The sequence below is a fragment of the Pseudomonas alkylphenolica genome (assembly GCF_000746525.1).
Classification (GTDB): Bacteria; Pseudomonadota; Gammaproteobacteria; order Pseudomonadales; family Pseudomonadaceae; genus Aquipseudomonas; species Aquipseudomonas alkylphenolica.
Map to the genome: position 1 here is coordinate 292,903 of NZ_CP009048.1, position 12,618 is coordinate 305,520.

Genomic DNA, 12,618 nt, shown 5'->3' on the forward strand with positions numbered 1-12,618 from the left:
AGGAAGCAAGCAGATGACCATCAAAGCGATCAACGTACGTAACCAGTTCAAAGGCACCGTGAAGGAAATCCTCGAAGGCCCGGTGCTCTCGGAAATCGACGTGCAGACGGCGTCGGGTATCGTCACCTCGGTGATCACCACCCGTTCGGTGCGCGAGCTGGAACTGGCCATCGGCAGTGAAGTGATTGCTTTTGTGAAGTCGACTGAAGTGTCTATCGCCAAGCTCTGAGGCATCGCGGGGCAAGCCCGCTCCCACCGGCAATCAACCGGTGGGAGCGGGCTTGCCCCGCGATAGCGCCGTCAGCGTTTCGGTAAATACGGCGGCAGATACAACCCCAGATACGCATCAAACACGCGCATGCCTTCCTCGGCCATACGCGGCGTAATCTGCCCGTGCAACTGCACCGAGCGGGCATACACCCGATCCCCCAGCTCCATGGCCAGGGCAAACACATCGACGTCTTCCGGCAGCACCGGCAGCTGGAAGTGCTGGGCGAACAGCTTGTGCATCAGGTCGCCCAGTTCGATGTCGTGTTGACGGTCGGCCTGGGTCACTTCGCTCAAGCCATGCTGGGCGAGGATCAACTGACGGGCTGCGGCATCCTGGTTGTAGATGCTCAACATGCGCTGCTCGACCAGGCGCGACAGGTCGTGCCAGGTGTTCAGCGTGTTGGCTTCAATCGGCTCGGCCAGGCACGCCCGGAACGCGCCATGCACATCGGCGGTCAGGGCCTCGAGCAAGGCCGGGACACTGGCGAAAAAGTGATACACCGAGGACGGCGGGATTTGTGCCCGCTCGGCGACACTGTAGATCGACAGGCTGGCCACGCCCTCGCTGGCCAGCAGGGTACGCGCCGCCTCGAGGATCGAGTCGATCCGCGCCTGGCTGGCGGCGCGGGGTTTGCGTGTGGAGACAGTCCGGCTCATGTCAGTTGCTGATTGCCAGGATGCTGGCCTGATAAGCACTGACGAACAGGTCGAAGTCGGCCTTGTCCTCTTCGCGCTCAAGTCTGGCCTGGGCCTCCAGGGATTCGCGCGCCGCTGTTTCGAAGCGCTGCTGCTCGTCCGCCGGCAGGGCTTGGGCGCGGAAGAACTCGGCATGTGCCTGGCTCTGGCGCAAGGCAAAGCGGCTGAAGCTCTCCTTGTGTTCAGTCATGCTCGCCAGGACCTGGGCCGACGGCGTCAGAGACGGGTCGCTGACCTTGGCCTTCTGCAGTTCAAGCGCCTTGGCGTGTTCATCGCTGTCCAGGCTGCGGTCGAGCAGCGCGGCCAATGGCGCAATCCGCTCAAGCAGTTCATTGGCCCATTCCTTGAGTTCCACCGGCTTGCCGTGGCGTTGCAGCACCAGGCCCGGGCGGCGACCTTCCTTGACCACACTGAGGAAGTTGCCGGTGCAGTTGCCGCATTCCAGGTAACCCAGCAGCGGGCTGTCTTCCAGAGCGCAGAACAACAGGAAGGCGTCGAGGAAGCGCGATTCCGGCAAATCGATGCCGGTCGGCAGGAACGGGTTGATGTCCAGGCACCGCACTTCGACGTACTGGATACCGCGGGCCATCAGGGCCTGGATCGGCCGCTCACCGCTGTAGGTCACGCGTTTGGGGCGGATGTTGGAGTAGTACTCGTTTTCGATCTGCAGGATGTTGGTATTGAGCTGTACCCATTCACCATCCTTGTGCGTACCGATTTCGACATACGGCGCATACGGGGTGGCGACGGCCTTGCGCAGGCTGTCGGTGTAGCTGTTCAGATCGTTGTAGCAAGGCGTCAGGCCGGCCTGGGCGTTGCTCTGGTAACCCAGGTCGCTCATGCGCAGGCTGGTGGCGTACGGCAGGTAGAGCGTATCGGCGTCGAACTGTTCGAGCTGATGCGGGCGGCCGCGCAGGAAACCGGCATCCAGCGCCGGCGAGGCGCCGAACAGGTACATCAGCAACCAGCTGTAGCGGCGGAAGTTACGGATCAGGGCGATGTAAGCCGCCGACTGATACGCGCGGTCATCGAGGTTGCTGGCTTCAGCGCTGCGCAGCAGCGGCCAGAGTTTTTCTGGCAGCGAGAAATTGTAGTGAATCCCGGCAATGCACTGCATGGTGCGGCCGTAACGCAGGGCCAGGCCCTTGCGGTAGACGTACTTGAGCTGACCGATGTTGGAATCGCCATACCAGGCAATCGGAATGTCTTCCTCGGCCGGTAGCGGGCAGGGCATCGACGGACTCCACAGGTATTCGCTACCCAGTTTGGAGTAGGCGAAGCGGTGGATGTTCTCCAGGCTTTCGAGGGTCTGCGCCGGGTCGGCCAGGGCTGGGGTGATGAACTCCAGCAGCGACTCCGAGTAGTCCGTGGTGATCTGCTCGTGGGTCAACGCCGCGCCGAGAGCCTCGGGGTGCGGGGTTTGTGCCAGGCGACCGTCCTCGGTCACACGCAAGCATTCGCGCTCGATGCCGTGCAGGCACTGCTTGAGCAGGGAGAGGTTGTCGCCTTGGCCGAGCAGGCTCAGGCGGCGGTTGAGAAGTTCGCTCAAGATGGATTCCTTCACGCGTCAGTCGCCCCAATATGGGGGTGGAAATGACGGTCTACAAGGGTGGACAGAGGAACTGGCGTTGTCGCCTGGTTTTGGCCGGCTTTCGGCAGTGCCTGCGCTCTGCCGAAAGTATCGCAATTTGGCTGTTTGCGGCTAGAGGACGACGAACGTTCCCTGCGCTTTTGCCACCAGCTTGTCGTCCTGAAGTACTTCAGCGTCGACCACCAGGGTGCGCCGCCCGGCATGCAGCACCCGGGCGATGCACAGCACCTCACCTTCGCTGACTGCGCGCAGGTAGTTGATCTTGCATTCCAGGGTCACGCTCTGCTGGTCGAAGCCATGGGAACTGGAGCAGGCCAGCCCCATGGCGGTATCGACCAGGCTGAAGATCGCCCCGCCATGCAGCTTGGCGCCGCGGTTGCGTAAATGCGGCTCCAGGGCGAGGGTCATTTCTGCAACCCCCGCTTCCAGACGTTGCAGGCGGCAGCCAAGCAGCTGGCTGAAGGCGCTGAGGACGACCTCTTGCGGGGTTTCCATCACTTCTTCTTCAACTGTTTGGCGTTGGCAAACAGCGACGCCATGGCGTTGTTGGCCGGCGCCGGGGTTTCTTTGGCGCGGGCTTGAGCACCCTGTTGGCGTGGTGCCGAGCCTGGGCGGTTGCCGCGGGCGCCATCGATCTTCTCGCCCGGGGTGTCGCTCATGCGCATCGACAGGCCGACGCGTTTGCGCGGGATGTCGACTTCCATGACCTTGACCTTGACCACGTCGCCAGCCTTGACCGCTTCACGCGGGTCCTTGATGAACTTCTCCGACAGCGCCGAGATGTGCACCAGGCCGTCCTGGTGCACGCCGATATCGACGAAGGCACCGAAGTTGGTCACGTTGGTCACCACGCCTTCGAGGATCATCCCCAGTTGCAGGTCCTTGAGGTCCTCGACGCCTTCCTGGAACTCAGCGGTCTTGAACTCGGGGCGCGGGTCGCGGCCGGGTTTGTCCAGTTCCTGGAGAATGTCGGTGACGGTGGGCAGGCCGAAGGTTTCGTCGGTGAATTTCTTTGGGTCCAGGCGCTTGAGGAAACCGCTGTCGCCGATCAACGAACGGATGTCGCGGTCGGTTTCGGCAGCGATGCGTTGTACCAGCGGATAGGCCTCAGGGTGCACCGCCGAGGCGTCCAGCGGGTTGTCGCCGTTCATTACGCGCAGGAAGCCGGCGGCCTGTTCGAAGGTTTTTTCGCCCAGGCGGCTGACTTTTTTCAATGCTGCACGGGTTTTGAACGCACCGTTGGCGTCGCGGTGGCTGACGATGTTCTGTGCCAGGGTGCTGTTGAGGCCGGAAATCCGCGCCAGCAGCGCCACCGAGGCAGTGTTGACGTCGACGCCGACGGCGTTCACACAGTCCTCGACCACGGCGTCGAGGCCGCGCGCCAGCTTGAGCTGCGAAACGTCATGCTGGTACTGGCCGACACCGATGGATTTCGGATCGATCTTCACCAGTTCCGCCAGCGGGTCCTGCAGGCGGCGGGCAATCGACACGGCGCCACGGATCGACACGTCGAGGTCCGGGAATTCGCGGGCTGCCAGTTCCGAGGCCGAGTACACCGAAGCGCCGGCTTCGGAGACCATGATCTTGGTCATTTTCAGTGCTGGATATTTTTTGATCAGTTCGGCGGCTAGCTTGTCGGTTTCGCGACTGGCGGTACCGTTGCCGATGGCAATCAGCTCTACCGAGTGCTTGGCGCACAGGGCGGCGAGTACGGCGATGGTCTGGTCCCACTGGTTTTTCGGCACGTGCGGGTAGACCGTGGCGGTATCGAGCAGTTTGCCGGTGGCATCGACCACTGCCACTTTGCAACCGGTACGCAGGCCCGGGTCAAGGCCCAGGGTTGCGCGCGGGCCGGCCGGGGCGGCCAGCAGCAGGTCGTGCAGGTTGTGGGCGAAGACGTTGATTGCCTCGCCTTCGGCATTGTCGCGCAACTCGCCGAACAGGTCGGTTTCCAGGTGGCTGTAGAGTTTGACCTTCCAGGTCCAGCGCACCACTTCGCCGAGCCACTTGTCCGCAGGACGGTTGTGGTTCTGCAGGCCGAAACGCTCGGCAATCATCATTTCGCAGGGGTGCAGGGTGCCCGGCAGCTCTTCGCCGACCTTCAGCGAAGCGGCCAGGACGCCCTCGTTGCGGCCGCGGAAAATCGCCAGGGCGCGGTGAGACGGCACGCTCTTGAGCAGTTCATCGTGTTCGAAATAGTCGCGGAACTTGGCCCCTTCCTCTTCCTTGCCGGCCACCAGGCGGGCGCTGAGCACGGCTTCCTGCTTGAGGAAGCTGCGCAGCTTGTCGAGCAGGCTGGCGTCTTCGGCAAAGCGCTCCATGAGGATGTACTTGGCGCCTTCGAGCGCGGCCTTGACGTCGGCCACGCCTTTTTCGGCGTCGACAAAACGTGCCGCTTCGACTTCAGGGCTCAGTTGTGGGTCGTTCAGCAGACCATCGGCCAGCTCGCCGAGGCCGGCTTCCAGGGCGATCTGGCCCTTGGTGCGGCGTTTTTGCTTGTAAGGCAGGTAGAGGTCTTCAAGGCGGGTCTTGGTGTCAGCCAGCTTGATTTCGCGGGCCAGTTCCGGGGTCAGCTTGCCTTGCTCTTCGATGCTGGCCAGGATGCTGGCGCGGCGGTCGTCCAGTTCACGCAGGTAGCGCAGGCGTTCTTCCAGATGGCGCAGTTGGGTGTCATCCAGGCTGCCGGTCACTTCTTTACGGTAACGGGCGATAAAAGGCACCGTCGAGCCTTCATCCAGCAGGGCCACGGCCGCTTCGACCTGTTGTGGGCGGACACCGAGTTCCTCGGCGATGCGGCTGTTGATGCTGTCCATAAAACCACCTGACAAATTGTGAAAACAAAGGCCGCGGGCGGGCGCCATGGGGCACCCGGAGCAATGCGGCGCTGGCTGAAAGCGGCGCATTATACCCAGCGCGCCGGACTTGCGGTGATAGCAGCGCGCCAGCTCTCGACCAGGCAGAACTGGCGCACCGGGAAAAATCTGCTAACAATGCACACGGCACGGCCAATGGCGGCTAAGCCATAATGCGTGCCGAGATTAGAGGAGTTATTCATGAGCAGCACTGCACAAACCGCTGAAGGCGAAAAAATTCTCATCGTCGATGACGACCCGGGCTTGAGCAGCCTGCTGGAACGTTTCTTCACCAGTAAGGGCTATCGCGCCCGTGCAGTACCCAACACCGAACAGATGGACCGCCTGCTGGCCCGTGAGGTTTTCAACCTTGTCGTCCTGGACTTGATGCTGCCTGGCGAGGATGGTCTTACCGCCTGCCGTCGCCTGCGCGCCGCCAACAACCAGATCCCGATCATCATGCTCACCGCCAAAGGCGACGAACTGAGCCGGATCAAGGGCCTGGAACTGGGGGCCGACGATTATCTGGCCAAACCGTTCAACCCCGACGAGTTGATGGCGCGGGTCAAGGCCGTGCTGCGTCGCCAGGCCCCCGCGGTACCGGGTGCACCGGGCAGCGAAGATGAAACCGTCACCTTCGGCGACTATGAGTTGTCGCTGGCGACCCGTGAACTCAAGCGTGGCGAAGAAGTGCACATGCTCACCACCGGTGAGTTCGCCGTGCTCAAGGCGCTGGTCATGCATGCTCGCGAGCCGCTGACCCGCGACAAGCTGATGAACCTGGCCCGTGGCCGTGAATGGGATGCCCTGGAGCGTTCCATCGACGTGCAGATTTCCCGCCTGCGCCGCATGATCGAACCCGACCCGTCGAAGCCGCGCTATATCCAGACCGTCTGGGGCGTTGGCTACGTGTTTGTACCGGATGGCAATGCCGGCAAGTGATGTTTCGAGTGTAGGAGCCAGTCACTGCAAGCAGGGCGGACCTTCGGGTTGCCCTGTTTTTGCGTGTGCCGAGATCCGCAAAGCCTGCGAGCCATGCTCGTTCCTGCAAAGTGTGTAGCCGTTGTTAATGAAAACGCCCCTGTGGTTCCCGCAAAGCTTCTTCGCCCGCACCCTCTGGCTGGTGCTGATCGTCGTGCTGTTTTCCAAGGCCCTGACCCTGGTTTACCTGCTGATGAACGAAGACGTGCTGGTCGATCGTCAGTACAGCCACGGGGTGGCCCTGACCTTGCGTGCCTACTGGGCCGCCGATGAGTCCGACCGCGACAAGATTGCTGAAGCGGCAGGGTTGATCCGGGTGGTCGGCTCCGGTGTGCCGGAAGGTGAGCAGCACTGGCCGTACAGTGAAATCTACCAGCGTCAGATGCAGGCCGAGCTTGGTGCCGACACCGAGGTACGCCTGCGCATCCACGCGCCACCGGCGCTGTGGGTAAGGGCGCCGAGCCTGGGCGATGGCTGGTTGAAAGTGCCGCTGTATCCACATCCGCTACGCGGCCAGAAAATCTGGAGCGTGCTCGGCTGGTTCCTGGCTATTGGTCTGTTGTCCACGGCATCGGCCTGGATCTTTGTCCGCCAGCTCAACCAGCCGCTCAAACGCCTGGTTTTTGCTGCCCGGCAACTGGGGCAGGGGCGCAGTGTGCGCTTGCCGGTCAGCGATACGCCGAGCGAGATGACCGAGGTTTACCGGGCCTTCAATCAGATGGCCGAGGATGTCGAACAGGCCGGACGCGAGCGGGAGTTGATGCTGGCGGGTGTGTCCCACGACCTGCGTACGCCCTTGACCCGCTTGCGCCTGTCCTTGTCGTTGCTGGCCAACGAAAGTGATCTGACCGACGACATGGTGCGGGACATCGAAGACATGGACGCCATCCTCGACCAGTTCCTCGCCTTCATTCGTGACGGGCGTGACGAACCGGTGGAGGAGGTCGACCTGAGCGATCTGGTGCGTGAAGTAGTCGCGCCGTTCAACCAGCCTGAAGAGCGGGTGCGTTTGTGCCTCGAGCCGATTCCGCCTTTCCCGCTGCGCCGGGTTTCGCTCAAGCGCATGCTCAACAACCTGATTGGCAACGCCCTGTATCACGCCGGTAAAGGGGTTGAGGTGGCGGCCTACGTCTCGGGTGACAGCAGTGCGCCTTACGTGGTGCTCAGTGTGCTGGACCGGGGGGCGGGCATCGATCCGAACGAGCTTGAAGGGATCTTCAACCCGTTCATTCGTGGTGACCGTGCCCGCAGCGGCAAGGGCACGGGGCTGGGGCTGGCGATCGTCAAGCGAATCGCCGCCCAGCATGGCGGCAATGTCGAGCTGCGCAACCGCTCCGGCGGCGGCCTGGAAGCCCGGGTACGCCTGCCGCTGGGGCTGTTGCTGCCGCGTGATGCGGTGTAATGGGGTGTAGTGGTCTGGGTGGTGGATTCATCGCGGGGCAAGCCCGCTCCCACAGGCCACTAGCCCTTACCTTTGGTGCGGGTCAGGTTTGGCCCGCCGTTCTTCTCCAGATGCTCGATGATCATCCCGGCAACGTCCTTGGCGGTGGTGACCTCGATGCCCTCAAGCCCAGGTGACGAGTTCACCTCCATCACCAGCGGGCCGTGATTGGAGCGCAGGATATCCACTCCGGCGACGCTCAAGCCCATGACCTTGGCCGCACGGATGGCGGTCATGCGTTCTTCCGGGGTGATCTTGATCAGGCTGGCGCTGCCGCCGCGATGCAGGTTGGAACGGAACTCGCCGGGTTTGGCCTGGCGCTTCATCGAGGCAATGACCTTGTCACCGACCACGAAGCAGCGGATATCGGCGCCGCCGGCCTCCTTGATGTATTCCTGGACCATGATGTTCTGCTTCAGGCCCATGAACGCCTCGATCACCGACTCGGCAGCCTTGGTGGTTTCACACAGGACCACGCCGATGCCCTGGGTGCCTTCGAGTACCTTGATCACCAGCGGTGCGCCGTTGACCATCTGGATCAGGTCGGGGATATCGTCGGGGGAGTGGGCAAAGCCGGTGACCGGCAGGCCGATGCCACGGCGTGACAACAGCTGCAGGGAACGCAGTTTGTCACGCGAACGGGCGATGGCCACCGATTCGTTCAATGGGAACACACCCATCATTTCGAACTGACGCAGCACCGCGCAGCCATAGAAGGTCACCGAGGCCCCGATGCGCGGGATCACCGCATCAAAGCCTTCCAGGGGCTTGCCGCGGTAGTGGATCTGCGGCTTGTGGCTGGCGATGTTCATGTAGGCGCGCAGGGTATCGATCACAACCATTTCATGGCCTCGTGCAGTACCGGCTTCAACCAGACGACGAGTGGAATACAGACGCGGGTTTCGCGACAGCACGGCGATCTTCATGCAACACCTGTGGAAGGAGAAATAGTGGCCGGAAATGCCGGCTTGTCCTGAACGTACTTAAGGCCCGGATTGACCACCAACTGGCCATGGATCAGGGCTTTGGAACCGAGCAACAGGCGATAGCGCATGGCCTTGCGGCAAGCCAGGGTGAATTCCACTTGCCAGACCCGGTCACCCAGCGCCAGCGGTGTGCGGATCACGTAGCGGATTTGCGTCTGGCCATTGGAGCTCTTGATGGTTTTCATCGTCACCAGCGGCGCTTCGCAGCGCCGGTGACGTAGTTGCACGACCGAGCCCAGGTGCGCATTGAAGCGCACCCAGGGCTCGCCGTTGCGCTCGAAAGGCTCGACCTCGGTGGCATGCAGGCTCGAGGTGCTGGCGCCGGTGTCGATCTTGGCGCGCAGGCCAGCCACGCCGAGGTCGGGCAAGGCTACCCACTCGCGCAGGCCAATCACAGTCAAATGGTCAAATGTCTTCAAATTGCTCAACCAGCATAAAAAGTCGCAAGGCCGGAACCGGCGTGCGCGACAGGTCGGTGAACTGTAAGCACGCCGCGGTTTTTTTGCATCCGCCAGATACGGTAGTACAGTTCCGTTTACGAAATTAAGCGGGGAAATGTCATGGCACAAAAGCCGGAAGAGGACGATAAGGTCCGCTTGGACAAATGGCTATGGGCAGCGCGCTTCTACAAGACCCGGGCGCTGGCCAAGGCAGCCATCGAGAGTGGCAAGGTGCACTGTCGGGGTGAACGATGCAAGCCAGGCAAAGAGCCACGGGTGGGCGACGAATTCGTCTTGCGCACCGGCTTTGATGAGCGCACGGTGGTGGTCAAGGCGCTATCAGTGGTGCGTCGTGGCGCGCCTGAGGCCCAGGCGCTGTATGAAGAAACCGCCGAAAGTATCGAGCGGCGCGAGAAGGCCGCCGCCATGCGCAAGGCTGGCGCACTGGGTGTGACGACCGATGGTCGGCCGACCAAGAAACAACGGCGCCAGCTCCACCAGCTTCACGACAGCGCCGGTTAACGGGCGCGGGGCGCACTGATAAACTAGGTGCCATTAACTCATTTACGCGAAAACCCGAACCCATGTCTGAATTGCCGGATACCGATTACACCCAACGCTTCATCTTCGACGACCGCGATGTACGCGGTGAAATGGTCGGGCTGGAGCGCAGCTACGCCGAAGTGCTGGCCAAGCATCCTTACCCGCAGCCTGTCGCGCAGTTGCTCGGCGAGCTGATGGCGGCTGCCGCACTGCTGGTTGGCACGCTGAAGTTCGATGGCCTGCTGATCCTTCAGGCACAGTCGAGCGGGCCGGTGCCGCTGCTGGCCATCGAATGCACCAGCGAGCACGAGATCCGCGGCCTGGCACGCTATGTGGCCGAGCAGATCAAAGATGATGCAACCCTTGCCGACCTGATGCCTGGCGGGCATCTGGTCCTGACCATCATTCCGGTCAACGGTCAGCGCTACCAGGGCACGGTGGAGCTGGACGGCAAGGACCTGTCGGAATGTTTTACCAACTATTTCGTCATGTCCCAGCAGATCAACACCTGCATTTCCCTTACCGCCGATGGCATCCGTGCCCGTGGCCTGCTGGTGCAGCAGCTGCCCGCCGATCGCCAGAAGGATATCGAGGAGCGTGAGGAAAGCTGGAACCACGTGAAGGCTCTGGCCAACACGGTGAAAGCCGAGGAACTGCTCGGTCTGGACAACGAGACCGTACTGCATCGCCTGTATCACGAAGACGCCGTACGCCTGTTCGATATTCAGCCCCTGCATTTCCGCTGCAGCTGCTCGCGCGAGCGCTCCGGTAATGCCCTGGTCAGCCTCGGTAAACATGATGCGCTGGCGCTGATCGAAGAGCATGGCGGCAAGATCGAAGTCGATTGCCAGTTCTGTAACCAGAGCTACCTATTCGACGCAGCCGATATCGAGCAATTGTTCGCCGGTGGCGGTGTAGACACGCCGTCAGATACTCGGCACTAAAACGTTTCACTACAGGTAAATCTCCTGTCTAACGCCGGAAACTCGCCGTTCTGACAGGAGGGCCCTACTTTTTTTGGGCGTTTCTGGCATAATCCGGCCACTTTTTTCGCTGTAGTAGTTTTCAAAGCTCTACTACAAAACGTTTGGAGCACTCGGCCGCAGGCCGGATGGGGAATCTCATGACGCAAGCCAACAACACCGTGTACACCGACCTGAGCGTCGATGAGCTGGTAAAAGAAGCGCTGAACCGCGGTGAAGGCGAGCTGGCCGATACTGGCGCGCTGGTTGTGAAAACTGGTCATCGCACTGGTCGTTCGCCGGTTGACCGTTTCATCGTCGAAGAGCCGTCCACTCAGGATGCCATCGCCTGGGGTCCGATCAACCGCAAGTTCCCGGCCGACAAGTTCGATGCCCTGTGGGACCGCGTTGAGGCGTTCAACAACGCACAAGAGCACTTCGTTTCCTACGTTCACGTAGGCGCTGCCGCCGAGCACTACCTGCCGGTGAAGATGACCACCCAGACTGCCTGGCAGAACCTGTTCGGTCGTTGCCTGTTCATCAACCCGCAGCACTACAACCCTGCTGGCCGTGATGAGTGGCAAGTCCTCAACGTTGCCAACTTCGAGTGCGTGCCAGAGCGTGACGGCACCAACTCCGATGGCTGCGTGATCCTCAACTTCGCCCAGAAGAAGGTGCTGATCGCTGGCATGCGTTATGCCGGTGAAATGAAGAAAGCCATGTTCTCGGTGCAGAACTTCCTGCTGCCGGCTGCTGACGTGCTGCCAATGCACTGCGCTGCCAACATCGGCGAAGAGGGTGACGTCACCCTGTTCTTCGGTCTGTCGGGTACCGGCAAGACCACCCTGTCGGCTGACGAAAGCCGTTACCTGATCGGTGACGACGAGCACGGTTGGGGCGAAGGCGTTGTCTTCAACATCGAAGGCGGCTGCTACGCCAAGTGCATCGACCTGTCCGAGAAGAACGAGCCGGTCATCTGGAAAGCCATCAAGCACGGTGCGGTGCTGGAAAACGTCGTGATCGACGACGCCAAACACGCCGACTACGCCGATGTCAGCCTGACCCAGAACAGCCGCGCCGCTTACCCGCTGGAGCACGTTGCCAAGCGTTCTGAAGCGAACCTGGGTGGCGAGCCAAACGCCGTTATCTTCCTGACTTGCGACCTGACTGGCGTACTGCCACCGGTTTCGATCCTGAACAACGAGCAGGCGGCTTACCACTTCCTGTCCGGTTACACCGCGCTGGTCGGTTCCACCGAAATGGGTTCGGGCAGCGGCATCAAGTCGACCTTCTCCACCTGCTTCGGCGCGCCGTTCTTCCCGCGTCCGGCTGGCGAGTACGCTGAACTGCTGATCAAGCGTATCAAGGGCTTCGGCTCCAAGGTCTACCTGGTCAACACTGGCTGGACCGGTGGTGGCTACGGCGTCGGCAAGCGCTTCAACATCCCGACCACCCGTGCGGTGATCGCAGCGATCCAGAGCGGCGCGCTGGTCGGTGCCGAGACCGAGCACCTGGACATCATCAACCTGGACGTGCCAAAAGCCGTTCCTGGCGTCGATACCGTCCTGCTCAACCCACGCAACACCTGGGCTGACCAAGCCGCCTACGATGAAGCAGCCAAGGCCCTGGCCAACCTGTTCATCGACAACTTCAAGAAATTTGAAGTGTCCGACGCCATCAAGGCCGCTGGCCCACAGCTGTAAGGCTGAAGCCAGTGTGAAACGAAAAGCCGCCCCCAGGGGCGGCTTTTTCGTCTCTGTGGGAGCGGCGGTGCGACGCCTCGACTTGCCCCGCGAAGTATTGTGTCAGTCACATCGCATCGCGGGGCGAGCCCGCTCCTACAGGTATTATGGAAA

The 12,618-nt window shown here is 61.7% G+C and carries 12 protein-coding genes; 6 read left to right on the plus strand and 6 right to left on the minus strand.

Annotated elements, in window-relative coordinates; all coding sequences use genetic code 11:
* The first annotated feature begins 13 nt into the window (after nucleotides 1–13).
* The gene (locus PSAKL28_RS01340; protein WP_028942316.1) at nucleotides 14–229 is read left to right on the plus strand and encodes a TOBE domain-containing protein; all 216 of its coding nucleotides are present in this window, start codon (nucleotides 14–16) and stop codon (nucleotides 227–229) included.
* A gap of 71 nt (nucleotides 230–300) precedes the next feature.
* On the opposite strand, the gene PSAKL28_RS01345 is transcribed toward PSAKL28_RS01340, so the two are convergent.
* The 4 genes from PSAKL28_RS01345 to PSAKL28_RS01360 all read right to left on the minus strand — a co-directional run bounded on the left by PSAKL28_RS01345 (nucleotide 301) and on the right by PSAKL28_RS01360 (nucleotide 5,370).
* Nucleotides 301–927, minus strand: coding sequence for a TetR/AcrR family transcriptional regulator (locus PSAKL28_RS01345; protein ID WP_038605610.1), 627 nt, complete (start codon nucleotides 925–927; stop codon nucleotides 301–303).
* A 1-nt stretch (nucleotide 928) separates the two neighbouring features.
* Nucleotides 929–2,515, minus strand: coding sequence for a glutamate--cysteine ligase (gene gshA, locus PSAKL28_RS01350; RefSeq protein ID WP_038605612.1), 1,587 nt, complete (start codon nucleotides 2,513–2,515; stop codon nucleotides 929–931).
* 153 nt (nucleotides 2,516–2,668) lie between these two features.
* Nucleotides 2,669–3,052, minus strand: coding sequence for a PaaI family thioesterase (locus PSAKL28_RS01355; protein ID WP_038605614.1), 384 nt, complete (start codon nucleotides 3,050–3,052; stop codon nucleotides 2,669–2,671).
* A complete protein-coding gene (locus tag PSAKL28_RS01360; protein WP_038605617.1) occupies nucleotides 3,052–5,370 on the minus strand; it encodes a Tex family protein in 2,319 nt (772 codons plus the stop codon). Before PSAKL28_RS01360 ends, PSAKL28_RS01355 begins: the two co-directional genes overlap by 1 nt.
* A gap of 240 nt (nucleotides 5,371–5,610) precedes the next feature.
* Here PSAKL28_RS01360 and ompR point away from each other — a divergent pair, with 240 nt between their 5' ends.
* Nucleotides 5,611–6,351, plus strand: coding sequence for an osmolarity response regulator transcription factor OmpR (ompR, locus tag PSAKL28_RS01365; protein ID WP_038605620.1), 741 nt, complete (start codon nucleotides 5,611–5,613; stop codon nucleotides 6,349–6,351).
* A 127-nt stretch (nucleotides 6,352–6,478) separates the two neighbouring features.
* Nucleotides 6,479–7,792, plus strand: coding sequence for an ATP-binding protein (locus tag PSAKL28_RS01370; RefSeq protein ID WP_038605623.1), 1,314 nt, complete (start codon nucleotides 6,479–6,481; stop codon nucleotides 7,790–7,792).
* Nucleotides 7,793–7,851: 59 nt separating this feature from the next.
* On the opposite strand, the gene rimK is transcribed toward PSAKL28_RS01370, so the two are convergent.
* Both rimK and rimB read right to left on the minus strand, forming a co-directional pair.
* Entirely contained in the window at nucleotides 7,852–8,757 is a 906-nt protein-coding gene (gene rimK / locus PSAKL28_RS01375) for a 30S ribosomal protein S6--L-glutamate ligase (protein ID WP_038605625.1), read from the minus strand.
* Nucleotides 8,754–9,236 (minus strand): retropepsin-like aspartic endopeptidase RimB, encoded by a 483-nt coding sequence (gene rimB, locus PSAKL28_RS01380; RefSeq protein WP_038605628.1) that lies wholly within the window; start codon nucleotides 9,234–9,236, stop codon nucleotides 8,754–8,756. Before rimB ends, rimK begins: the two co-directional genes overlap by 4 nt.
* A 141-nt stretch (nucleotides 9,237–9,377) precedes the next feature.
* Here rimB and PSAKL28_RS01385 point away from each other — a divergent pair, with 141 nt between their 5' ends.
* The 3 genes from PSAKL28_RS01385 (at nucleotide 9,378) to PSAKL28_RS01395 (ending at nucleotide 12,465) form a co-directional block, all read left to right on the plus strand.
* Nucleotides 9,378–9,779 carry an RNA-binding S4 domain-containing protein gene (locus tag PSAKL28_RS01385; protein WP_038605631.1) on the plus strand — a complete coding sequence of 134 codons (402 nt, stop codon included), beginning with the start codon at nucleotides 9,378–9,380 and terminating at the stop codon, nucleotides 9,777–9,779.
* A gap of 62 nt (nucleotides 9,780–9,841) precedes the next feature.
* Nucleotides 9,842–10,744, plus strand: coding sequence for an Hsp33 family molecular chaperone HslO (gene hslO / locus PSAKL28_RS01390; protein ID WP_038605634.1), 903 nt, complete (start codon nucleotides 9,842–9,844; stop codon nucleotides 10,742–10,744).
* A gap of 179 nt (nucleotides 10,745–10,923) precedes the next feature.
* Nucleotides 10,924–12,465 carry a phosphoenolpyruvate carboxykinase gene (locus PSAKL28_RS01395; protein ID WP_038605637.1) on the plus strand — a complete coding sequence of 514 codons (1,542 nt, stop codon included), beginning with the start codon at nucleotides 10,924–10,926 and terminating at the stop codon, nucleotides 12,463–12,465.
* Nucleotides 12,466–12,618 lie beyond the last annotated feature (153 nt).

Bases quoted from the DNA above. Each gene is read 5' to 3' on its own strand.
- PSAKL28_RS01370 (WP_038605623.1), top strand. From the start codon at position 6,479: ATGAAAACGCCCCTGTGGTTCCCGCAAAGCTTCTTCGCCCGCACCCTC.
- ompR (WP_038605620.1), top strand. From the start codon at position 5,611: ATGAGCAGCACTGCACAAACCGCTGAAGGCGAAAAAATTCTCATCGTC.
- PSAKL28_RS01395 (WP_038605637.1), top strand. From the start codon at position 10,924: ATGACGCAAGCCAACAACACCGTGTACACCGACCTGAGCGTCGATGAG.
- hslO (WP_038605634.1), top strand. From the start codon at position 9,842: ATGTCTGAATTGCCGGATACCGATTACACCCAACGCTTCATCTTCGAC.
- PSAKL28_RS01340 (WP_028942316.1), top strand. From the start codon at position 14: ATGACCATCAAAGCGATCAACGTACGTAACCAGTTCAAAGGCACCGTG.
- PSAKL28_RS01345 (WP_038605610.1), bottom strand. From the start codon at position 927: ATGAGCCGGACTGTCTCCACACGCAAACCCCGCGCCGCCAGCCAGGCG.
- PSAKL28_RS01385 (WP_038605631.1), top strand. From the start codon at position 9,378: ATGGCACAAAAGCCGGAAGAGGACGATAAGGTCCGCTTGGACAAATGG.
- rimK (WP_038605625.1), bottom strand. From the start codon at position 8,757: ATGAAGATCGCCGTGCTGTCGCGAAACCCGCGTCTGTATTCCACTCGT.
- PSAKL28_RS01360 (WP_038605617.1), bottom strand. From the start codon at position 5,370: ATGGACAGCATCAACAGCCGCATCGCCGAGGAACTCGGTGTCCGCCCA.
- PSAKL28_RS01355 (WP_038605614.1), bottom strand. From the start codon at position 3,052: ATGGAAACCCCGCAAGAGGTCGTCCTCAGCGCCTTCAGCCAGCTGCTT.